Source organism: Paenibacillus pabuli (assembly GCF_039831995.1).
GTDB classification, from domain to species: domain Bacteria; phylum Bacillota; class Bacilli; order Paenibacillales; family Paenibacillaceae; genus Paenibacillus; species Paenibacillus pabuli_C.
In genome coordinates this window covers 3,431,128-3,454,574 of record NZ_JBDOIO010000003.1, presented here as the reverse complement: position 1 = coordinate 3,454,574, position 23,447 = coordinate 3,431,128, and the positions used below count along the sequence as shown (strand labels likewise).

General features: G+C 47.5%; 14 protein-coding genes and 1 pseudogene. 12 read left to right on the top strand and 3 right to left on the bottom strand.

Annotated features, from left to right (window positions below):
- The first annotated feature begins 39 nt into the window (after window positions 1-39).
- On the top strand, window positions 40-1,779 hold the full coding sequence (gene rlmD / locus ABGV42_RS17505; RefSeq protein WP_347382780.1) for a 23S rRNA (uracil(1939)-C(5))-methyltransferase RlmD: 1,740 nt from the start codon (window positions 40-42) through the stop codon (window positions 1,777-1,779).
- Window positions 1,780-1,927: 148 nt separating this feature from the next.
- On the opposite strand, the gene ABGV42_RS17500 is transcribed toward rlmD, so the two are convergent.
- Entirely contained in the window at window positions 1,928-3,793 is a 1,866-nt protein-coding gene (locus ABGV42_RS17500) for a leucine-rich repeat domain-containing protein (protein ID WP_347382779.1), read from the bottom strand.
- Between the two features lie 363 nt (window positions 3,794-4,156).
- Between ABGV42_RS17500 and ABGV42_RS17495 the strand changes: the two genes are divergently transcribed.
- The 3 genes and pseudogenes from ABGV42_RS17495 to ABGV42_RS17485 all read left to right on the top strand — a co-directional run bounded on the left by ABGV42_RS17495 (window position 4,157) and on the right by ABGV42_RS17485 (window position 11,038).
- Window positions 4,157-8,128, top strand: a complete 3,972-nt coding sequence (locus ABGV42_RS17495) for an endo-1,4-beta-xylanase (RefSeq protein ID WP_347382778.1) — start codon at window positions 4,157-4,159, stop codon at window positions 8,126-8,128.
- 336 nt (window positions 8,129-8,464) lie between these two features.
- Window positions 8,465-9,363: pseudogene (cysD, locus tag ABGV42_RS17490) on the top strand (sulfate adenylyltransferase subunit CysD).
- Between the two features lies 1 nt (window position 9,364).
- The gene (locus ABGV42_RS17485; protein WP_347382777.1) at window positions 9,365-11,038 is read left to right on the top strand and encodes a GTP-binding protein; all 1,674 of its coding nucleotides are present in this window, start codon (window positions 9,365-9,367) and stop codon (window positions 11,036-11,038) included.
- Window positions 11,039-11,256: 218 nt separating this feature from the next.
- Here the strand turns inward: ABGV42_RS17485 and ABGV42_RS17480 are convergent, their stop codons facing one another.
- Complete coding sequence (locus ABGV42_RS17480) at window positions 11,257-11,463, bottom strand: DUF2536 family protein (RefSeq protein ID WP_347382776.1); 207 nt, start codon at window positions 11,461-11,463, stop codon at window positions 11,257-11,259.
- A 248-nt stretch (window positions 11,464-11,711) separates the two neighbouring features.
- Here ABGV42_RS17480 and ABGV42_RS17475 point away from each other — a divergent pair, with 248 nt between their 5' ends.
- From ABGV42_RS17475 to ABGV42_RS17465, 3 genes are all read left to right on the top strand, one after another.
- Complete coding sequence (locus ABGV42_RS17475; protein ID WP_347382775.1) at window positions 11,712-12,239, top strand: hypothetical protein; 528 nt, start codon at window positions 11,712-11,714, stop codon at window positions 12,237-12,239.
- A 61-nt stretch (window positions 12,240-12,300) separates the two neighbouring features.
- Window positions 12,301-12,858, top strand: coding sequence for an SF0329 family protein (locus ABGV42_RS17470; protein ID WP_347382774.1), 558 nt, complete (start codon window positions 12,301-12,303; stop codon window positions 12,856-12,858).
- A 239-nt stretch (window positions 12,859-13,097) separates the two neighbouring features.
- Window positions 13,098-14,087, top strand: coding sequence for a tRNA dihydrouridine synthase (locus ABGV42_RS17465; RefSeq protein ID WP_347382773.1), 990 nt, complete (start codon window positions 13,098-13,100; stop codon window positions 14,085-14,087).
- Window positions 14,088-14,263: 176 nt separating this feature from the next.
- Here the strand turns inward: ABGV42_RS17465 and ABGV42_RS17460 are convergent, their stop codons facing one another.
- Window positions 14,264-15,319, bottom strand: a complete 1,056-nt coding sequence (locus ABGV42_RS17460; RefSeq protein WP_347382772.1) for an ankyrin repeat domain-containing protein — start codon at window positions 15,317-15,319, stop codon at window positions 14,264-14,266.
- 225 nt (window positions 15,320-15,544) lie between these two features.
- Here ABGV42_RS17460 and ABGV42_RS17455 point away from each other — a divergent pair, with 225 nt between their 5' ends.
- From ABGV42_RS17455 to ABGV42_RS17435, 5 genes are all read left to right on the top strand, one after another.
- Window positions 15,545-16,114: an SF0329 family protein gene (locus tag ABGV42_RS17455; RefSeq protein WP_347382771.1), complete on the top strand. Its 570-nt coding sequence runs from the start codon at window positions 15,545-15,547 to the stop codon at window positions 16,112-16,114.
- Window positions 16,115-16,488: 374 nt separating this feature from the next.
- On the top strand, window positions 16,489-17,388 hold the full coding sequence (locus ABGV42_RS17450; protein ID WP_347382770.1) for a DUF5655 domain-containing protein: 900 nt from the start codon (window positions 16,489-16,491) through the stop codon (window positions 17,386-17,388).
- Between the two features lie 246 nt (window positions 17,389-17,634).
- Complete coding sequence (locus tag ABGV42_RS17445; protein ID WP_347382769.1) at window positions 17,635-18,795, top strand: cobalamin-independent methionine synthase II family protein; 1,161 nt, start codon at window positions 17,635-17,637, stop codon at window positions 18,793-18,795.
- 346 nt (window positions 18,796-19,141) lie between these two features.
- Entirely contained in the window at window positions 19,142-22,516 is a 3,375-nt protein-coding gene (locus tag ABGV42_RS17440) for a HEAT repeat domain-containing protein (protein WP_347382768.1), read from the top strand.
- 107 nt (window positions 22,517-22,623) lie between these two features.
- Entirely contained in the window at window positions 22,624-23,433 is an 810-nt protein-coding gene (locus ABGV42_RS17435) for an AAA family ATPase (protein ID WP_347382767.1), read from the top strand.
- Window positions 23,434-23,447 lie beyond the last annotated feature (14 nt).

The window sequence follows — 23,447 nt, the reverse complement described above, 5'->3', positions numbered from 1 at the left end:
GCGTGGGGTGATATATAAGAAGAAAGAAGTGAATGTACGTTGTCTAATACGAACCGCAGCGGTCGTGGAAAAAACCGCCGGAATTCGGCTGCCTCTCAGGGGCAAGGGAGCGCTACGGCATCCCGTCAGCCAGGTAAATCATCTCGTCCATCATCACGTCAGCAAGGGAAAGAGGTGCGGTCACAAGGCGCATCTCTTTCTGCCGTTCGTCCGAAGGGACGGGGACGTGAATCCGCGCCGATCGAAGGACTTCCAGTCAGCAAAAACGAAGAGACCGTCATCGACATCATTGGTATGAACCATGACGGTGAGGGTGTAGGCCGTGCGAATGGATACACGCTTTTCGTGCAAGGCGCGCTCCCGGGTGAAACCGTCCGCGTACGCGTGATGAAGACCAAGAAGCAGTACGGCTACGCCAAGCTGCTGGAGATCGTGAAGGCGAGCCCGGATCGCGTATCCGCGCCCTGCCCGATCTATGATCAGTGCGGTGGCTGCCAGATCCAGCATATGAGCTACGCTGGACAGCTTGCGTGGAAGCGCCAGCTGGTGGTGGATAATTTGCAGCGGATCGGGAAGCTGAACGTGATGGTGGAGGATGCAGGCGCTCAGGGTGATGAAGCGAACCAGAAGAAACGTTCTGAAGAGGATGCAGACCAGGCAGTTGAGCCAGCTATTTCCGAAGAACAAGGGAACGGTAGCAATCGTATTCGTCTTCGGCTGGAAGGTGTCATGAACGAAGAAGCTGCTGAGCACGCTATCCGTGTGCTGCCTACCATGGGTATGGACGAGCCGTGGCGTTACCGCAACAAGGCACAGGTGCCTATTGGCGTGACCGAAGGCGGCTTGGTGGGTGGATTTTATGCCAAAGGAAGCCATCGGATCATCGATATGGAGACCTGTCTCATTCAGCATGAGCACAACGACGAAGTGGTAGCGAAGGTGAAGGAGATCGGCAGTCATCTGGGAATCAGTGCATACAACGAAGAGACAGGCCGTGGGCTGCTGCGTCATGTTGTTGTGAAGAAGGCTTTTCGCACAGGTGAGATGATGCTTGTTCTGGTAACCAATGGCCGGGATATCCCGCATAAGGATGAATGGATTGGCAGTATTCGTGAAGCGATCCCGCATGTGGCGAGCATCTGCCAGAACGTGAACAAGAAACAGACCAACGTCATCTTCGGCGATGAAACCCGCGTCCTGTGGGGCCGTGATGTAATCTACGATTATATCGGAGATGTGCAGTTTGCGATCTCTCCACGTTCGTTCTATCAGGTGAATCCGGTGCAAACGGAAGTGCTGTATGGGAAGACGGTAGAATACGCCGGCCTGAGCGGCAAAGAGACGGTCATTGATGCCTACTGCGGCATCGGTACGATCTCTCTTTTCCTCGCTCAGCATGCGGATCAGGTGTATGGGGTAGAGATCGTGCCCGAAGCGATCGAGGACGCTCGAAGCAATGCACTGCTGAACGAGATGAGGAACGTGAAGTTCGAAGTTGGTGCCTCCGAAGACGTCATCCCGCGCTGGAAAGAGCAAGGCATCGAAGCAGACGTCATCGTTGTCGATCCGCCGCGTAAGGGCTGCGACCCACGTTTGCTCGATACCATCCTGGAGATGAAGCCGGAGCGCGTGGTGTACGTAAGCTGTAATCCAAGCACCTTGGCACGTGATCTGCGCGTACTGGAGGATGGCGGTTACCGGACGGTTGAGGTAACGCCAGTGGACATGTTCCCGCATACGGTTCATGTGGAGTCGGTGGCGATGTTGGTTAGAAGCTAAACATAAACATAAGGGATTCGAGAATTTATATATGATTCTCGAACCCCTTCTTGTCTTTGTTTTAATACCATCCATTAATTTGTGAGTAATTCTGGAGTGAGTTCATTAATTATAGTAGTCTAAAACTCCCCATCATCACAGGAGGTAATTAATATACGTGCACATCAGTACCAAGCACGGATTTGTTTTGTACGGAATTACCGGATAGATATACCCTTTGCAGATTAGGCAGCTGGCTTAGGGTCTCGATATTGGAAATGGCATTGTTCTCGAGATGAAGCTCTTCCATGGCCTGCCAGTTACTCATAAATTCGAGAGAAGCCAAATTGCTGTCTTGCAGAGTGAAGGAACGCAGAGCGGACAGTTTGGCAAAGTAAGGCATCATGCGGTCAACTTCAGTAACAGAGGTATTGTTTATGCTGAAATACGGCTGCTCTAAGGTCAAATGTTCAAGCACGCTGTTCTCCGCGGCCGCCTTTTGTTCAAAGTTCAGCCTGCACTCGGAGCACATCAGAGATTTGACCTGCTTCAAACGAAATAAAGCATCGCTCTCCTTATATAGTGACGAGTCGTAAATGTTTAGGGCCTCTAGGCTGGACAAGCCGTCCAGGGCGCCAAGACGGGTTACTTCACTGACCTCCGAGAGGGAGAGTTGCTTAAGTTTCGGAAATTTCCCCAGCGCCGCCAAATTCAACTCTCCACTTCCGTCACGGAGCGTCAGGCTGGTTGCGTCAGGCGCTTTCAGTCCGGGGAGAAAGGAGCTCGGAATTTCCACTCGCTCTACTTTAGGCAGTGTCAGGACTTCTGCATTCTCGTAGTAGCCGGACAACGTTAATTCCCTCAAAGAGGATAGGCTATTGATGGGCTTTACTGAACTAAGTTGACTTAGAGAAGCCAGACGTAATTTCGTGATGGAAGCCTTGCCGGTCAGATGCTCCAGACTGGAGAAGTTTACATTTTCAATATCTAACGTTTGTAAAGCAGGCATATTTTGCACAAAGTCGATGGATTTTACGTTGGTTAAATAAGAAAGCCGGAGCTCTTGAAGCTGAGTTAAGGCGTACAGCGGCTGCAGGTCTGTGGCTTCACTGTAATCAATGGATAGGGAAGTCAGCCCGGTCATGGACGACAACCATCCCAGTTCATTGATATAGGTGAGCGACAGGGACTTGAGCGGCAGTTTGTTCAACAAAGAAAAATCCGTTACCGATTCATCCACATAGGTAATGGATAACGAGTTCAGATTAGGGAATTCCAGCAGTAAGGCCAATTCCTGATTACTGCGAAGCTGAGTGGAAAGCTCCGTAATTTTAGACTTGTCGCCAAAGTAGCCCGAAAATGTACTAAAGGATTCGTTAAAAGCGCCTCCATAGCTTTTTAATCCCGACATATGAGCAAACGTGGTTTGGTTCGACTGGGCAATTTCGTATGTTCCCCTCAAGTCCAACGCTGACAGTCCCGTAAAGGCTTCAAAATCTCGTTGGTCGATCTCCTGAGTATTCAGTTTCTTGTCCTGAGTAACATACGTGATCTTCTCGGCCTTTTCATCGCTGAAGGGATCGGAGAGGCTATATGTAAACTTCCACTGATCATTCTCCGAATGCTCTACGGTTAAATAGCGAATGCGAGCCAATTCCTCCTCTGTCGGCAGGGCAGACCCTTTATCGAAGATATCTCGCAAAAAGGAGAGCAGAACCTCGCTTTCAGGCATCTTCCGCACAGGCAGATTGGCTTCTGCTTGGGGATGAGTGGAGCTGACGCTGTAATAAAAATAAGTGCCGATGGCCCCGGTCAGGAGCAGCATCAATATCAGCAGCAGCCTTACAGAGACGTTCAGCGTCGGTGCTGTTTTTGGGAGCGTTCCGTGGTAGTGATTAATGGTCTGGTCCACGTAATAGACATGATTTTGCTTTAATAAAAGCTCTGTTTCACAATAGGGACACTTTAATATCTCACCCTCTTTGTATTCAATTCTTCCGTTGCAATTGGGACAGTTTAACGGGATAAAAGCCACGAATGTCCCCTCCTTCATTATGATGGTCATAAGATGATGCTGAACGGGCATCTAATTTCATTATACCTTGTGAATTTACGTTTGATGAGAGAAAGAAGTTCCGCATAGTGAAGGAGCAGGGAAACCCTGCTCCTCTTTGATTTTTTTAAAGTGTGGCTGGTTGTGGCATCGAACGAAGAGCATGACCATACCCGTATCAGAATTCGTATAGTTCTGAAATAATCTAGGATTCACCTTTAATTTGGAGTAAGAATTCTCTTCCATGAAGTGGTATTATCTGGGGTGAAAGGAGGCTGGTTACAGTAAATTATGTAAGCGCTTTACATGGTTTATAAAAAATTTGGTATGGGGGGAAGGCTTCGAATGAGGAAATCATTTAAGCAGGTCGTTTCCGGGTTACTCGCAGTGGCTCTGCTTCTTCCGGGCGGCTTGACGGCTCCGACAGTCAGTGCAGCAGATCCAGTAGCTTCTAACTCACAGATCGTCTATCAGGAAACATTCCAGAATGGTCAAGGCAAGGCAACTCAATCCGGCGATGCCCAGCTGGAAGCTGCCACAGGCATGCCGTTTGAGGGCAATGATGATGGAGCAGCGCTGAAAGTCAGTAACCGATCCAATAACTGGGATGGCGTGGATCTTGCATTCACCGATCTTGGTTTGACCAATGGCAAAGAGTATTCTGTAACCGCTTCCGTTTATGTCGATACGGATATTAATCCACCTGCAGCCGGGAAAGCTGTCCTGGAGGTTGTAACCAATAAGGGCGTGTCTGGCTCAGAAGGATACACGGAAATTAGCTCTTCCGATTTTATTGCGGGCCAAGGCATTACGCTATCTGCCCCTCTCTCCGTGACGAGTGTGGACAAGACAGCTTTGCGGATTAAATCCGATGATACAGGAAAAGGTGTGCAATTCTATATCGGGGATATCACGATTACCCAAGCAGAAACCCCTAGCGAAACCGCACCAGAGATTGTGGATAAAACAGGAATCACTGCAGACTTTGAGAGCGGTCTGGATGGATTCAAAGCACGAAACGGCCGTGAAACGGTAGTCCTCTCCCAAGGCGATAATCATACACCAGACGGCAAGCAAAGCTTGCTTGTGACAACCACGACACAATATGATGCAGCCTTGGTTGATGCTACAGGCAAAATGGCGAAGAATCACGAATATGAGCTGTCTGCATGGGTGAAAATGGCACCTGGCGAGGCGCCTACAACACTTCGTATTAGTGTTCAATATGCGGACAGTGGCTTTGCGAACGTTTCACAAAATGCAACCGTTACAGATCAGGAGTGGGTACACCTAACAGGGAAGTATACACTCACGACGACTCCAAGCGTACTCAATGCGTATATTGAAACGGCAAATGACGATGGCGGGAACCGTACCTTTTTTCTGGATGATTTTGCTCTAAAATATGTGGGTCCCGTAACTGCTGCACCTCCGATTCAAGAAAGCCTTCCTGATCTGAAGGAGGTTTACAAGGATGAATTCCTGATCGGCAACATTGTTAATCCGTCGACCTTTGACGAGACCCGGCTCAAGCTGCTGACGAAGCATCACAATGTCGTCACGTTTGAGAATGATATGAAGCCGGATTATGCATACAACGCGGACAGAGAATTTGATTTCACCGCAGAAGATGCCCTTGTTCAAAGAGTACAGGATGCAGGCCTTGATCTGCACGGTCACGTGCTCGTATGGCATGCGCAGTCTCCTACATGGCTGCATACGGCAGCAAACGGCGAACCTTTGAGCCGTGAAGAAGCTCTGAAGAACCTGAGAACACATGTTAAAACGGTCGTTGAACACTTTGGTGACCAGGTTATTTCCTGGGACGTTGTCAACGAAGCCATGAACGATAACCCGGCTAATCCGCAAGACTGGAAAAATGCATTGCGTAATTCCGGCTGGTTACAGGCCATCGGCCCTGACTTTCTTGAGGAGGCATTCCTTGCAGCCAAAGAAGTCATTGACGAGAATGGCTGGGACATCAAGCTTTACTACAATGATTACAACGATGACAACCAAAATAAATCTACAGCGATCTACAGCATGGTGAAAGAGATCAATGAGAAGTACGCCGCAGATCACCCCGGCGAGAAACTGATTGATGGCATCGGCATGCAAGCCCACTACAATCTGGGCACGAGATTGGACAATGTGAAGATGTCACTCGAACGTTTCATTTCCTTGGGTGTAGAAGTTAGTGTTACCGAATTGGACATTATGGCAGGCACGAACTCTGCAATCACTGAAAAAGAAGCGAAGCAGCAGGCCTATCTGTATGCCCAATTGATGGATCTCTATAAGAAGAACAGCGAGCATATTCCGCGTGTGACCTTCTGGGGATTGAATGACAGCACGAGCTGGAGAGCCGAGCAGAATCCAACCTTGTTCGACAAGGATTTTCAAGCCAAAGAGGCCTTCTACGGGGTCGTTGATCCGGAGAAGTACCTGGCAGAACATCCACCCGAAGAGCTTGATTACAAGAAATCAAGTGCGCACTATGGGACACCATCGCTTGATGGTTCTGTAGACAGCATATGGAGCAAAGCTCCTGAATTGAAACTGGATACGAAGCAAATGGCGTGGTCCGGTGCAACAGGAACGGCAAGAGTACTGTGGGATGACGACAATCTCTATGTGCTCGTTCAAGTCAGAGACGATCAACTGAACAACACCAATCCAAATGTATGGGAGCAGGATTCTGTCGAGGTATTCGTCGATGAAAATAACGGCAAAACGTCCAGCTTCCAGGATGATGATGGACAATACCGAGTGAACTTCGAGAACCTTGCTACCTTTAATCCTGCGGAAATCGCAGCAGGTTTCGATTCCAAAGTCTCTGTTTCCGGTACCAACTACACGGTCGAGATGAAAATTCCATTCAAAAAGGTGAAGCCTGCGAATAATGCCAAGATTGGCTTTGATGCGCAGATTAATGATGCCAAAGACGGCAACAGAATCAGCGTAAACGCATGGAATGATGCATCCGGTCAAGGTTACCAGGATACGTCCGTATTTGGTGAATTGACGCTCACGGGCAAACCTTCTTCAGGAGGAAACAACGGTGGAGGCAACAACAGCGGGGGGAACAATGGTGGAAGCAGTGGCGGATCAAATTCCGGGACTACTCCGCAGCCGCAGCCTCAACCACAGCTTCCAGGCAGCGACTCGGCAATTGTGCCAGTAGTGAAAGTCGAAAATGGAACAGCCACAGCAACCATTTCAAGTGACAGCCTGAATAAAGCGATTGAACAGGCTTCTACAGGTGCAAATGGCAAGAAACAGGTTACCATCGAAGTACCGAAGCAGGCGAATGCCCAATCCTATGTGGTGCAGCTGCCAACTTCAAACCTGCAGAGCAATAATAATGTTGAGTTTGTACTTAAGACAGACCATGCAGCACTTCAAATTCCGTCCAACATGCTGTCTAATATTACGGAACAAGCGGACCAAGTCTCTATTCAGATTAGCAAAGTCTTGGCAGACCGCTTGAACGCAGAAGTTCGCGCCAAAGTGGGCAGCCGTCCGGTCATCGACCTTAGCATCAAAGCTGGGGACCGTGTGCTGGCCTGGAATAATCCAGCGGCGTCTGTAACGGTATCTGTACCGTACACACCTGCTGGCCAAGAACTTGCCAATGCACATCAATTGGTGATCCTGAATATTGACAGTCAAGGAAAGGCAGCAGTCGTACCGAACGGACGATACGATGCTAAATCCGGATCGGTTGTGTTCAAGACAACGGAATTCAGCACGTATGCCGTAGCCTACGTAACCAAGTCTTTTGCCGATGTACAGCATGTCCTGTGGGCAAAAGAATCCGTTGAAGCAATGGCTGCACGCGATATTATTAAAGGCATATCGGATGAGAGCTTCGCTCCTGCAGCTTCCATTACGCGAGCTGACTTTATCACCTTGCTGGTGAGAGCCCTTGAATTGAAGGGGCAGGACACGAACGCGGCAGCCTTCAGCGATGTACAGCCTACTGCTTACTATGCAGAGGCCGTGGCCATTGCCAAACAGCTGGGAATTACCTCTGGATTTGAAGACAACACGTTCAAACCAAGCAGCAGCATTTCCCGTCAAGACATGATGGTTCTTACAGCGAAAGCTCTAAAAGCAGCAGGTAAGCCATCTGCCGGCAGCGGGAATCTCGCTCCTTATTCCGATACCGCAAGCATTTCCGCTTACGCGGTGGATAGTGTAACTTCCCTCGTAGGAAGCGGAATCGTCAACGGAAAAGGTGGCAAAATTGCACCAACTGAATCATTGACCCGCGCTGAAGCAGCGGTGATTCTGTCCCGGATCTGGAACATGTAAGTGATTTGAAAGGACATTTTGAAAAAAACTAGGCAACTCATTGAGCTGCTGTCTGTACTTTACAGACAGCAGCTTTTTTCAAATCCCATGGCCCTCTCGATCATGATTGTAATATAGATCGTTAACCAACCGATTCCAGTTACAGCTCAACAAAAATCATTCGTTTAGGCGATTTTATGATAGGAGGGAGCCGCTACTCAATGCTGAATATTGTCGATCCAACACATAGACATCATAAATTTTACTTTTTTCCACTTTGCAATAAAGATGGAATCTGATAGGATAAGTTTATAAATACGATGGTTTTAGTGAGGATTAAAAGGAGGCCGCCTTGCCATGCAAGAATTAACACATCTGGATCAACTTGAGGCTGAAGCGATATACATTATCAGAGAAGTAGCAGCGGAGTGCGAGAAACCGGTCATGTTGTATTCTATCGGCAAGGACAGCTCGGTCATGCTGCACTTGGCCCTCAAAGCTTTCTACCCCGAGAAGCCGCCGTTCCCATTCATGCATATCGATACAACTTGGAAATTTAAGGAAATGATTGAGTTCCGTGACCGAAAGGCGAAGGAATTTGGTATCGAGATGATCGTGCACTCTAATGAAGAGGCTATTCAACAAGGAATTAACCCCTTCGACCATGGTTCCGCATATACCGACATTATGAAAACCACAGCCCTGAAACAGGGATTGGACAAATACGGATTCACGGTTGCGTTCGGTGGCGGAAGACGTGATGAGGAGAAGTCGCGTGCGAAGGAGCGGATTTTCTCGTTCCGGAACAAGAACCACTCGTGGACCCGAAGAACCAACGTCCGGAGATGTGGAAGCTATTCAACACGCGAATCAACAAGGGAGAGAGCATTCGAGTCTTTCCGCTGTCTAACTGGACTGAGAAGGATATCTGGCAATACATTCGTCGGGAGAACATCGATATCGTTCCGCTGTACTCCGCGGACGTAAGACCGATCGTTAATCGTGACGGGCATATCATCATGGTGGATGACGAGCGGATGAAGCTTGAGCCTGGCGAGAAGATAGAGATGAAGAAGATTCGCTTCCGCACGTTGGGTTGTTACCCGCTCACAGGTGGAGTCGAGTCCGATGCCGTTACGCTGGATGAGATCATTGAGGAGACGTTGGGTGCGTTATCTTCCGAACGGACCAGTCGGGTTATCGATCAAGAAGCGGCGGGAAGCATGGAACGACGCAAACGGGAGGGCTATTTCTAACATGAAGAGTCTACTTAAATTCATTACCTGCGGAAGTGTGGATGACGGCAAGTCCACGCTGATCGGACATATGCTCTATGAAGCCAAGCTGCTGTTCGCCGATCAAGAACGCGCGCTTGAGCTCGATAGTCGATTGGGAAGCCGAGGCGGCAAGATCGACTACTCGTTGCTCCTCGATGGTTTGCTGGCCGAACGCGAACAAGGGATTACCATTGATGTGGCATATCGTTATTTTACGACGTCTCATCGTTCCTTCATCGTGGCGGACACACCGGGACACGAAGAGTATACGCGCAACATGGCTGTAGGTGCTTCCTTTGCCGATCTAGCCATCATTCTGGTGGACGCTACCAAAGGCATCATTACCCAGACCAAACGCCATGCCCGGATCTGCGCCCTGATGGGGATCAAGCATCTTGTATTGGCTGTGAACAAGATGGATCTGGTTGGCTTCGATCAGAGGACGTTCGAGGCGATCAAGGAAGAGTTCATCCAAACGACGGCCGAATTCCAAATCAAGAGCATTCAGGTCATTCCCGTGTCCGCTACGGAAGGGGACAACATCACAACTCAGTCGCCAAAAAGCCCCTGGTACGAAGGGTTAGCATTATTGCCGTATTTGGAAAATATAGATGTTCATACTACCGATGATACGAAGCCATTCATGATGCCGGTTCAGCGTGTAAGCAGACCGGACCATACGTTCCGTGGGTTCCAGGGCCAGATCGAAGCTGGAAAGATTTCGGTCGGAGACGAACTCATGACTCTGCCAAGTCGGGAGAAAGCAAAGGTTAAGCGGATTTTGGTGACGGACCAAGTTCAGGATTCGGCTTATGCTGGCCAACCGGTTACGATACAACTGGACCGCGAAGTTGATGTCTCGCGGGGCTGCGTGCTCACGGTGGACAATCAAGTGCAAGAAGCTGACAGCTTCACTTCAACGATCCTGTGGATGGACGATTCCGTCCTGACTCCAGGAAAGCATTATTGGGTAAAAGTCGGAACGAAGACTCTTCCAGGCACTGTAACGGCGATTACCCATAAAATTGACATTAACACGGGCCATACCGTTCCGGCCGATCAAATTGTTAAGAACGAATTGGCCAAGTGTGAATTCACGCTGTCGGATCAGATCGTCTTCGATTCCTTTGAACACAATAAGAGTATCGGAGGTTTTATCCTCATTGATCGTGTCACCAACATGACGTCCGCTTGCGGAGTCATCGATCAAGCGCTGAAGGGAGACAGCCGATTTGCCACGCTGGATACGGGAATCACGAGAGAGGTTCGCGCCCAGCAGAAAGGACAATCTCCGCTCACGGTCTGGTTTGCTGGCTCGGATACGGTAGCTCTCGCCAAGGAAGTGGAGAAGCGACTAATGTCATCCGGTTACCATACGATGCTGCTTGAGAGCGTTAGTGGAGAAACGCTCCGCGGTACGGCGGAGATGGCAAAGGTGTTGAATGACGCCGGTCTGATCTCACTGGTATCCCATGATTCTATCAGTGCGGGCGAACTTGAGACAGCCCGAGAGATCATTGGGGGCAAAGGATTTATCGAAGTTAACGAGAACGAGATCAGCGGAATCTCCACCCAGGATGCCGCGAAATCTGTGGTTAAACGAGTCGTGCAATCCATTATCGCTCACAGTCCTTCGAATAACTACGACATTTAATAAGCATGTCAGATGCAGCGGTTGCCGATCAGGCAGCCGCTTGTTTGCTTAAGATTAATGAGCAGGTGAAAATCATAGGAATTCGTATGTAAGAGTCGGTGTAAAAAAAATTATAAAGCACAAGTTTGAAAAAAAGTATGTTCACGAAACAAAGCAAAAACCGGATTGAGCATAGATCAATCCGGTTTTTGCAGTTCCTATAATTTACCTATGTCCCATCAGTCTACGGCAAAATGCACAATGGCACTATATAACATCTTGTTGTGAATGGGGTGGTACGTCACTTGATGCTGAACCTGCTTCACTCGCAGCATTAGCGCTTTGTTGATTCCGATTCGGTCTTCAATCGTACGCTCCAGTTCTTTGAAGTCATAAGCCTGCAAGCATTCAACTTTGTCTTTGATAATATCCAGTGAAATTTCCATATTTGATCCAGGCCACCTTCATCTCACGATTTGCAGGTACAAAAGCCTGCCGAGCTTTAATTGTAGAGGAGCTTGTTCGGTTCGGCAAGAGCGGACAGCGAGAATCATCAGAACGATGGAGGTGGTTTGATTTATATCTGGGGGAGCCAAAGCGGGAAGGTAAAGTTATGCTTCGAATCGTAAAAGTTGAATTCCCCAACCATATGGTACAATGAATTTGGATTCAATATGAGGGTTGTGATTATAAAGTGATTGGTTTTCTTAAGAACAAAGGGATAAAGGCATTTTACGAGATATCGGCGATTGCAGAACATCCGAATCTGTTATTCTCTAACGATAGGCAACAATACTATTCCGAGACTCAGTTTAATCTGTATACCCTCCAAAAGCTGAACAAACTAATTAAAAAGAACAAGCTTTCGATAAATGAATTACAACAGATTTTTGGCTATATTGAGACGTCTTGGTCTGACTATTTGAGAAAATATTATCGAGGTAAATCGTTTATCTTTTACCTATGGGGTGATGAGCAGATTCCAGCAATACGTTTTTCTGTTGTTTCTTATTATGAGGGTGTGGAATTACCTTTCAGATGTAGCTTAAACATGGTCAATGACATGAGTGAGGTTTTATCGCAGTATGTTAATAAAACTCAATTTGATGGAGTGACTATAATTGAGCTAGATAAAGCAGATGAAACGGATAAAGCTAGCTCTTCTTCCGAATCAGACTACGGTTATACGCTTACGGTGTATTCCAAGAAGATCACTTGTTGAAATAACGATTGCCTAACCGTTGCAAATACAGATACTAGGCTTTGAAAACATAGGAGGAATCATGTCCTGGAGCAAATTGAAACAAAATTTGGAGAGTTTCCTCTCTCCTGCATTGAATGAAAGGGTCGAATTCCGGGCAACCAGTTATCGTTATTTACCTGATAAATCCGGAAATTGTTACCTTACTGTAGACAAAAAGAACATACTTAATATGAGTGATACAACCGGCCCAATCCGTTGGTACAAGACGGAGCAGGAAATCAAAAACGATCCAGAACTCTACATCCCAATTAGCGTAGAAGAGATTGAAGCAGTCCAAAAAGATGCCAAGAGCACTATTCCCGAGGATCGTCTAAAGGTCATTGCAAGAAGCCGAAAGATTTCAGAGCTTGCCAAAGAGCTTTTATCCGCGCAGGCTGCATTAAGTAAATCCAATTTTACCGTCGCAGCTACTGCGTTCTTATCGACTTCAATTGAGCAAAGTCTGGAGAGTAATGATATCTTATTGAATATATTGGCTCTGGTGGGCAAAAAAAGAATCTTAAACATGTCAGATAAGATAAAATTAAAACATCCAGCCATGCAGTACTTCTATGAGCTGCGGCGCAGTACGTTATAGAAAATGGCAGGGAGGGCCGGTGCCCTTCCTTTTTTTGCGAGTCTTTGGGGGAGTATGCTTCTCTCCTGGGTATGATATACTCATTTAGATGTCTACTATATAAAATATATTGTTGCTGTCGTTTGAACTGCTTCGCTTAAAATGCTATAAAGTGAAGATGAAGTAAGGGCATGAACAGGTTACATTTACTATTTTCGAGGATAAAGATTTATCCTGATATGTATAGAGGGGTTTTTGAGATGACGAACAATTTTTGGTGTGAATTGCCACGACCATTTTTTATATTGGCACCGATGGAAGATGTGACTGATGTTGTGTTTCGCCATGTCGTGAGTGCAGCGGCCAGACCGGATGTATTTTTTACGGAGTTTGCGAATACAGAGAGTTACTGTCACCCGGAGGGGAACAAAAGTGTACGCGGTCGTTTGACGTTTACAGAGGATGAACAGCCTATGGTAGCTCATATCTGGGGCGATAAGCCGGAATTCTTCCGGGAAATGAGTATCGGTATGGCAAAAGAAGGCTTTAAAGGCATCGACATTAACATGGGTTGTCCTGTAGCCAATGTGGCGGAGAACGGGAAGGGCAGCGGGCTGATCTGTCGTCCCGAAACGGCAGCGGAAATTATCCAGGCTGCAAAAGCCGGGGGACTGCCCGTAAGTGTAAAAACAAGACTTGGTTTCACTGAAGTGGACGAATGGCGCGACTGGCTGACCCATATTTTGAAACAAGACATTGTGAATCTCTCGATTCATCTGCGCACAAGAGAAGAAATGAGCAAGGTAGACGCTCACTGGGAACTGATTCCGGAAATAAAAAAAGTTCGTGATGAGGTAGCACCTAATACGCTGCTGACCATTAATGGGGATATCCCTGATCGTCAGACCGGCTTGAAGCTCGCTGAGCAATATGGCGTGGATGGCATTATGATCGGGCGTGGTATCTTCCAGAACCCGTTTGCTTTTGAAAAAGAGCCGAAGGAACACACCAGCGAAGAATTGCTTGGTCTGCTGCGGCTTCATCTGGATCTCTATGATCAGTATTCCGCACAGGAGCCGCGTTCGTTCAGTCCGCTTGCCCGCTTCTTCAAAATCTATGTTCGTGGATTCCGCGGGGCAAGTGAACTCAGAAACAGCTTAATGAATGCCAAATCGACAAGTGAAGTGCGCACGCTGCTTGATGAGTTTGGAAGCAAGAATCTTGATGAGGTTGAGGTACAAGGAAATTAAGTTGCCAAGTTCCGACAAATAGTTGAGATTTATTGGCGGTTTACCAAGAAAAGAAGCGGGAAATATTCCGCTTCTTTTTTTAGCTGCTGTACTTCTATTTTAGTCGTAACACATTCATTGCCCAATCTGTCCACGAATGGGAATCAGGAACTTCAAAGCCTTCTTCCCTAGGTAAATTAACGAGAATATTCCGGTTGTGCCATCGTTACCGGTTGAGGATTGTTAAGCACCCATAACACCGCCAATTCGCATAATCTAGCAGGCGCATCATAATCCGATCCATTGCGAAGCCTGCCGACCAAGTTGGTTGCCTCTTGCAGAAGTGCCGGAGCTAATGGCGTACCGGTGCCCAGGTATCGAAGCAGCGCATCCAGCATCTTGAGGTATTGGCCATCCCAATTTCCCCCGCCATTATCCAATACTTCATGAGACACGCGCCCGGTGATGCGGATGACCTCTCCCTGTACCGTTTGAGCATGACCCTTGGGAGGAATGAGATATTCCCACAGCTCTTGGTGCTGCTCGGGCCAGGTAGTTGCCTTTACCTGAATGGGGGCAGTTCCATCATGCATGATCCGATTCGCTACCGGCTCGACACCAAATAGTCGATACAGCTTGAGAAGCGCGTCTGACACTTCGTCAACGCTGTCTTGATTGAACTTTTCCCGGACGAATTCAAAATCCTTGCCAATTCGCTTTACCGACTCTTTCATAGCAGGGGTGACCGATGCTCCGGCATCCAGCAAAATGGCTGAGATTTCAGACATACTTACAATATCACTATTCCGGCAATTGACTAATCCTTTCGCGAGCGGGGTGTTCCCCTGTTTATTCTCTGCGTTGATATCAGCACCTCGGGTTACCAACTCTTGCACCACTGTAGTTCTATACGAATTGACTGCTAAATGCAATGGTGTTTCATTGGTATAATCAACCGCGTCCAGCTCTGCACCCAATTCGAGGAGCAAGGGTACATTTCCTGACCAGTGCGCAGCATGGGCATGCAATGGCGTACGCTGGTACTTGTCCCGGGCGTTCATATCAGCTCCTTGCTCTACCAGCCATCGAACGACTTCATCCGAAATCTGCCGGAAACTGAGGGCTGTACCTTTGCTGTAACCCCCGCGGGCATCCCATTGGCATTGCTCAAAGACCTCTTTTACAGCAGTGATATCATTATTTTTAATGAGTTGCTCCATATGGGCGGGTAATGTTGTTTTCTTCTTAGCCATAACGTCTTCCTCTCCTTTATGAATAGCAACGTATTATCCCATGATAGGCAATGACAGTTTAATAGATATACAATTTCCAGTCATTTTATCACATAGGGAATTAAAATCCCAAAATAGGAATTCTCCCGTCTGAAGTCTAGCTCCACATCCTGTATCAACCCGAGATGTCAATTCGGTATGCTATGTTATAATTAAGGTAGTAGGCTTTTGAGAAGAGGAGGATTTATGTCCTGGAGTAAATTGAAGCAACAACTGGAGAGCTTCCTTAGCCCGGCATTAGTCGGAAGAGTTGAATTTCGCGCAACAAGCTACCGTTATGCACTTGATAAATCAGGAAGCTGTTACCTTGCCGTAGATAAAAAGAACGTGCTCAATATGAGTGACACAACAACTCCCATCCGGTGGTATCAAACGGAGCAGGAGATCAAGAACGATCCGAATATTGAATTTCCTGTGGATAACGAAGAGATTGAAGCAATCCGAAAAGAGAGCAAAGGAGCCATTCCGGAGGATCGCCTGCACGTCATTGCAAGAAGCAGAAAAATCTCTGTCCTGGCCAAAGAGCTTTTGTCAGCACAGTCATCATTAAGCAAATCCAATTTCACGGTTGCAGCGACTACGTTTTTATCAAGACCTATAGAGGAAAGTCTGGAGAGTCAGGATATTTTGCTGAACATTCTGGCTCTGGTAGACAGACGCGTTGGCAAAAAGCGGATTTTGAACATGTCCGAGAAGATCAAGTTAAAGCACCCAGCCGTGCAGTATTTTTATGAAATTCGGCGTAGGACGTTGTGAATTAGTTGAGAGTTAGATGTTTATCGTTTTTATTCTACGCTTGCTAAGCCTTGAATTGAATTCCTCATTAGTCATGTTATAATAAGGGCATGAACAGCTTATAATGCAAAGAGAGCCGTGCGACAACACGACTCTCGGAGCAATAGCCGCTTTTAAGGGCGGTGGGCTTAACAAGAGGATATACGTCAAGTAGACCGCAACCTTTGCTCGGGGGGCGGTCTACTTGACGTATAGCTAACAAAAGTGCTTCTATCAGTATTCCATTCCAAAGGACAGCATAGTGGCTCAGATACCGAGGGAATGTAAAAATAAAAATAACTTGAAACTATGATAAGAAATTTTCTGGTGATCAAGTTTTAGAAAGTGAGACATAAATGTCGGATACTAAGCTGTTTCATATAACGGGAGAAGTTAAAGAGTTGCCAGCAAATTCTGTTCTACTTGAGAGAGAATTACAAGTATTAATTGAAAAGAATATGCCTGTTTTTTTCGGAGTAACTTTTCTAAAAAGCGAATATACTACATCGAACGGTGGTAGAATTGACAGTTTAGGCTTAGATGAAAACAACTGTCCTGTCATTTTTGAATATAAAAGAACCAGTAACGAGAACGTGATTAACCAAGGGTTATTTTATCTCGACTGGCTACTTGATCATAAAGCAGAATTTGAGTTGTTAGTGATGAAGAATCTAGGAAAAGAGTGTTCGGATAAGTTAGATTGGAGTATGCCCAGACTTATTTGTGTAGCAGGAGACTTCACAAAATATGATAAATATGCAGTTAAACAGATCAATAGAAACATTGATCTTGTTCGTTACAAAAAGTTTGGCGCAGATTTACTTATGATGGAGCTAGTAAATTCAAGTACGGTGAGACCTTACAATATTCAGGAACAAGGAGATAATTGGACTAAGCCATCATCAGACAAGACTTTCCAAGAACAACTTCAGTCAACAACGCCCGCGCTCAGAGAACTGTATTATTCCATTAGAGCTTATGTACTTGCACTCGGTGATGACGTTACAGAAAATCAGCTCAAGTTGTATACAGCTTTTAAAAAGATGAAAAATATCATTTGTGTAGAAGTCTACCAAAAGCAGATACTACTGCACATGAGATTAAATCCTGGTGAGATTGAACTTGAGGATGGGTTTACTAGAGATATGCGTAATGTGGGGCATTTTGGGACTGGTGATTTGCAGATTATTATTAAATCCCCTGAAGATTTTAAAAGAGCAGAGCCTTTGATTGATAAAGCTTATAATTTAAACTAGCTTCGTTAACACCCAAGCGCTTTAGACGAACGATAGAAGAGTTCGGAAAATTGTAAAATGGAAGAACCAATGAAAGCAGATAAACTAGTTAAACCCGTTACGGGAAGTGTTAATGGAAATCATCTTAATAATCTGCTTTAATATCTTGCTATAGCTTTTGGCTATAACTAGTTATCTTCTTTTGGTTATTCTTCGAACTCTGCTCGGCGTGATATGATAACCCTATACAACGAGGGGGTTATTTACATGACTGATAAGTTCCAGATCGTAGGAAGTTTGTTGCGGCCCGAAGAGCTGCTGACATATAAAACACAAATTGAACATCGTGATGATATCCAATATCCGTTCTATGAGAATTTTGAAGGATATGAGCAATGCGAGACCGAGGCAATCAAACAGGTTGTGAAAAAGGAAATCGATCATAACCTGTCGGTTGTTACAGATGGCGAGTTCTCCAAGTCGATGTGGCATCTGGACTTTGTCTGGGGCTTTGATGGAATTGAACGCTATATTGCGGACCACGGTTACTTTTTCCGGGATGTGGATGGAACATCCAAATATGAAACTCGTAAAGATATCGGATTGCGCATTACGGGTGAACTGAGCGGGAAGAACCATCACTTCATTCAACTGTTCAAACAGCTGCAGGATACGGCAGGCGACCAGCAAACGAAACTTTGCGTACCGTCACCTTCCCATATCTTCGGTGAGCTTTCCTGGTCGGATAACATTGGCGGTACGGGTGCTGTATATCAGAACAAACAGGAGCTCAAAGCGGGGCTTGAGAAGGCATATAAAGAATTCGTGGCAGAATTCGCTGCGGCTGGGGGCAAAATTCTGCAATTCGATGACTGCCTGTGGGAGTTGTTTGCAGACGACAATCCAAACTCTCCATTTACCGGCGAGCATATTGATCAAGCAGAAGTAGCGGGTCTCGCTACCGAATTTATTGATATTAACAATACCGTAATTGACTTCGGTCATAGCCTGGGCTTGAAAATGTGGACACATAACTGCCGCGGTAACTACGATTCCCGCAACATGGGTGGTGGATCTTATGCGAAAATCGCCAACCTGTTCCTGAAACAGTTGAAATATGACCGTTTCTTCCTGGAGTGGGATGATGACCGTGCGGGTTCGATTGAAGCGTTGGAAGTGTTCAAGGACAGACCGGAAACGGAGATTGTTCTCGGCCTGCTGTCTTCCAAGACAAGTACACTGGATGATGAAGCACGCGTCATCCGTCTGCTTGACGAAGCATCCAAAATCATTGATAAGGATCGTCTGCTGCTCTCCCATCAATGCGGCTTTGCCTCCTGCGATGGCGGTAACGAGCTGAGCGAGGCTCAGCAATGGGCGAAGATTGACCAAGGTCAGCGCATTGCGAAGCAATACTGGAATAACTAATTCAATAGAAGGACTATTTTAAATAAAAGGGATGACTCCAAGGGCCGTTTACGGACCTCGTGAGGCATCCCTTTTTGTGTGCAGCCTGCTGCCTCGGTCAAACGTAGAACCCCCGACGCAGTATATTGAATGTGGTTTTTGTCCAGCTGTCCTCATACATGAATCTAGGCTAAGAGGATAGACTCCATGCGCTAACTTCGTCTGAAATTTGGGATTAAAAAGGAGAAACCTATGTAGATCAAGAAGTTATATTATTCCAGGAATACCCTGTGAAGTATGGTTGTGGAGATGGTTGATCGCTTATAAGAGTTCATTAAAGTTTATTAGAGACATGAGGGGAGAGAAGATGATGACAGATAGCCATGATCTGATAAATATAGAGCAATTGCTTATGGAGCTGGACTCATTGGGATATTCGGACAGGATGAAGCGAATGGCTCTTCTGGGGCGCCAACATACTGGAGATGCGGATTATTCCGCGCTGCTTGTATCCTTGCTTGAAAGCGGCACCGCCTATGAGGCGCATCTGGCCTTGACGGGTGCGGGTGTAGTGAATGATGCCCGTGCAGTTATACTGGCTCTGCAGCATCCCAAGGCAGGAGTTAGGGGCCGGGCGGCTCGGCTGCTGCCTGAAGTAGTGACGGACCCGGAATTTTCAATTGAAAACCAAATCGCTCTGATGTCATACCATTGTCGCCGCCAATTGCTGCGGAGCATTGTGAATACATATCATCAGGATTGGGCAGAGCGGCTGCTGCCGATCGTGCTTAATCGCTGGGGAGCACAAGAAGCGGCCTTGTTACTAGCTGTATGCAGCGAAGAGACAGTACGCAGCAGGCTGCCAGAGCTGGGATATGCGTTACTGAATTGGCGGCTTCTAACGAAGTACCACCCCGATCTGGTGGCAGCGTACTTCAAGAATGCTTTGCAGCATGCAACGCACCGGGAGAAGACCCATGTATGGTGGACGCTCTCTTCCGCGATTGAAATACTGAGTGTTTCAAGACCGGCGATCGTGTTGGAATGTGCGCTTACCCTTGGGCCAACGGATACGATTCATCCAGTGCTCAAGCAGCAACTGGGGATTCTGATTCAGGCCAGCCCAGAGAGCGTATTTGAACTGCTGACACGTGAGGAGACACGGGGATATCTATTGAATCATGGCGTTCCGGTCGGCATTCTGAAAAAGAGAAAATGGTTCACCACAGCGCAGTGGACCACGCTGACTGCATTGCTCGCAGATCAGCCTGTGCACCTGGCCAAGGTGCTGGATACTCTTGCGCCGTCGCATCGCGAAGCGATCTTTGATGCGGCTTATCTGGAAGATGAGCGGAAAACACGCATTTTCCCTACGCTGCTGCTGGATGTATTGCCACACCGACTGCGTGACAAGGAAGCTGCCCGCATGCTGGAACTGCGCGACATTCGTGATCACCGGGACAACAAGCTCGAAACGACAGCCCGCCGCTTAATTGTTAATGCCAGAGAGCAGCTTGAGCAAGCCGTTCAGGTGTCGAATAGCGACGAGCGTGCGGCGGCCTATGCCCACCTCATTCGAAGCACAGCACTTTCCCGGCGTGGTATGGATGAGACGCTTCGTTTTCTGACCCGAATCAAGAACGATCAGGATCCGGTACGCTTCATGGTTATGGCGGAGCTCTCCAACTGCCCTGCTCCCATGTTCAAGGAAAAGCATATTGACGATCTGACGGTGCTGGTGGATAGCGTAATTGAAGCAAGAGACACGTCTTATGGGACAAGGTCTGCCACGGAGAGGCTGGCTTTTGCCATACTGCGGGAACATGCACTGGAGCCGAAGGGCACCTTGTTCAAGTTTGCTCTGAGAACGTTCGGAAGATTGACGATGCGTGACGGACAGTTTGCATTGTACACGATGGATTGGGATAGCATACCGAGTTCTGCACTGGAAGCGTTATTCGATGAGGTCTATGCTTTTGGTGTAGAAGCGAATAAGCGCGAAAACACGAGCGTGATTCTGCGCATGGCAGATTTGTTCGGAAAAGCCGTGGATCGGTTGCCGAAGCTCCAGCTTCTGCTGGAAGAACTGCTGCAGGCCAAAACGTTGTCCCCACAGGCGGTCCATTATTGGCTGCTTCCGTATAAAACCCGGGATGCAAGGGTTAGAGAATTACTGGACAGAGACCCATCCTTCATCTCATTCCATGACGTATTCATGCATCTGCATCTGAAGCGTCAGGAGTGGCTGGACCCGTTCATCTCGGGGACAATCATCAAAGGCAAGCATTTATCGGGAAAAACAATTTATGTTGTGCCTGCGCATAACGGGTTCCATCGGTGGCTGCCGCGTCAGCAAAAGGCATTCGCTTCCCTGCTGGAACGGGTAGCACTCGACGCCAAACGAAGCTTCCATGAACGTGCATCCGCGATGCGCAGCTTGGCGAGCATGCCCGATTACATTTCCGATCAACTGGAGGTTTTACTGCATGACGAGGAAGTGCATGTTGTGGAGGCGGCTCTGTATGCGTACTCGTTATGGGAAGAGCCCGAGAAGGGACTGCCTGTATTGCTAAATAACTTGGATGGAGACCGGGCCCGGGTTGCCATGTACTCGATCCCCAGATGCATGCGCAGGGTCAGTCCGGTGATGTTGAATTCCATGCTGTCCGACCTGCTCCATCGGGAGAAATTAAAGATCACGGTCAGAAAAGAGGCCATTCGGCTGCTTGGAGCTTATAAAAGTGAAGAGAGCATGGCGCTTCTCATCCGTGAATGCGAGAAACCGAATGTACACAAGGACGTGATGATCGCCATAGGCCATGCCGCCAGACAATGGCTGGATGATGAACGCAGCTGGGCCATGCTGAGTGCCATGGCTGCTTCCCCGCAGCGTGACATCGCAAGAAGCCTGCTTAACCAGTATTCTGGCGGGATTCCCGTGGAATCCAGGCCAAGATATTTGGACTTAATTATCGAGATCGCCGGACATTCCGACCCGGTTGTGGCCAGAGAGGCTTTCCAAGCGATGAGCCACTGGGTGAATGGAAGTGAAGAGAAGGTGGCAGCTTCCACCAGCAAAACGATTCTGGATCTGGAGGACAATGCCAGGTGGAAGGCAGCGATGGATACACTAATTACGGCTTGTCGTGAAGGAAAGGTGAATGATCAGGTCATTAATGTTTGCACACAATTATCGGGCACGGAGACAAGAGCCGAATGGAATGCCAGCCCGGAGAGAGACCTTCCAAAGCGGCAGCGTTTGGTCGCATTAATAGACAAGCTAATCTCATTGCCTCCACATGCGAAGCGTGGACTCGTTCCTTTATATACAGGCATGATTGCTGTCCTTCAATCTCAAGAAACTTTGAAACAAGCCGTGATCAAGTTACATTTGGCATTTGTTGAATGGAACGAGGTGAATCAGGCCGCCCTGCAATTGGATCCTGTGATTCAAATGGTGGACAAGCACCCGTATCTATTGGATGTGGCCTACAGGCAGATCAATCGGGCAGCTAATGCCAGTCAGGCGTATTGGAAACCGGAGGCGATTCTGGATCTGGTGGACCAACTGAGAGGTCAGCAGCGAATTGCGGCCCAGTATCTTGGGCTTTCTCTGCTGAAGATGGCAGGCACGGCATTGCTGTGGAATCAGGCTTGTTCCGAACGCTTGCGAGCATACCGGAATCATGAGCATGAGGCCATTCGTATGGCGGCATTGGATATGTGGACGGTGCTTGAATAGAAAAGTGGTCCGGGTCGGATGGTTATATGGATAGATTATTAATAATGAATATCATAAATTAAAATAAATTATAGCATTTCATTTTATCCGGGAGGGGAGCCGAGACGATGCTGCATATCAGTAACTTCAAACTCTCTTCTGTCATTTCCAGCAACCCGAATATCTATCCGGATCATGTGTTCAGACACATGGCAGGGGAGGTTCTGCTGTTTGATCGTATCACGGTACTATACGGCAGTAATGGCTCCGGCAAATCCACCTTGCTGAATCTGATCGCGAACAAATTGCGATTGGCGGGCGCTGAGCGAATGTCCACTTATGGACACAGCATCTATGTTCAGCGGTTTATCGAGGAGAGCAGCTATCAACTCGGGCAGGATGAACAGGAGCGTACCGTATATAAGCTACCCGAGGGGAGCCGATACATCAAGTCAGAGGATCTGCTATATGAAATCAAAAAAATACAGCAGGAAAGCGTGCTTCGCGAAGGGCTGCTCCACGAGCAGTTCGTTCAGGGAAAGAGCAAGGCCGAGGTAGAAGAGCTGGAGCAGTCATATGCGTTTGAGAAAAAGATGGATATCATTCGGTTCTCGCAGGAGAAGTATTCGAACGGGGAAAGCTCGATGCAGTTCTTTGAGGAGCAGCTGCTTCCCGGGCAGCTGTATTTATTGGATGAACCGGAAACGTCACTGTCTCCGGCGAATCAAATCAAGCTGGCTGAACAAATGAACGATCTGGCGCGCTACTTCGACAGTCAATTCATTATTGCCACGCACTCTCCCTTTGTTCTGGGCACGCTTCATGCGAAGATCTACAATCTCGATGCCAGTATGCTGCAAACGGCAGAATGGTTTGAACTTGATAATGTACGATTCTTTTACGAGTTTTTTCATAAGCATCAACGGCTGTTTGAATGAAGTGGGTTTAAAAT

What these genes read in the sequence shown, in the direction of transcription:
- ABGV42_RS17445 (WP_347382769.1), top strand. Translation starts at nt 17,635, where the DNA reads ATGACTGATAAGTTCCAGATCGTAGGAAGTTTGTTGCGGCCCGAAGAG.
- ABGV42_RS17440 (WP_347382768.1), top strand. Translation starts at nt 19,142, where the DNA reads ATGATGACAGATAGCCATGATCTGATAAATATAGAGCAATTGCTTATG.
- ABGV42_RS17470 (WP_347382774.1), top strand. Translation starts at nt 12,301, where the DNA reads ATGTCCTGGAGCAAATTGAAACAAAATTTGGAGAGTTTCCTCTCTCCT.
- ABGV42_RS17480 (WP_347382776.1), bottom strand. Translation starts at nt 11,463, where the DNA reads ATGGAAATTTCACTGGATATTATCAAAGACAAAGTTGAATGCTTGCAG.
- ABGV42_RS17495 (WP_347382778.1), top strand. Translation starts at nt 4,157, where the DNA reads ATGAGGAAATCATTTAAGCAGGTCGTTTCCGGGTTACTCGCAGTGGCT.
- ABGV42_RS17460 (WP_347382772.1), bottom strand. Translation starts at nt 15,319, where the DNA reads ATGGCTAAGAAGAAAACAACATTACCCGCCCATATGGAGCAACTCATT.
- ABGV42_RS17435 (WP_347382767.1), top strand. Translation starts at nt 22,624, where the DNA reads ATGCTGCATATCAGTAACTTCAAACTCTCTTCTGTCATTTCCAGCAAC.
- ABGV42_RS17485 (WP_347382777.1), top strand. Translation starts at nt 9,365, where the DNA reads ATGAAGAGTCTACTTAAATTCATTACCTGCGGAAGTGTGGATGACGGC.
- ABGV42_RS17455 (WP_347382771.1), top strand. Translation starts at nt 15,545, where the DNA reads ATGTCCTGGAGTAAATTGAAGCAACAACTGGAGAGCTTCCTTAGCCCG.
- ABGV42_RS17450 (WP_347382770.1), top strand. Translation starts at nt 16,489, where the DNA reads ATGTCGGATACTAAGCTGTTTCATATAACGGGAGAAGTTAAAGAGTTG.
- ABGV42_RS17465 (WP_347382773.1), top strand. Translation starts at nt 13,098, where the DNA reads ATGACGAACAATTTTTGGTGTGAATTGCCACGACCATTTTTTATATTG.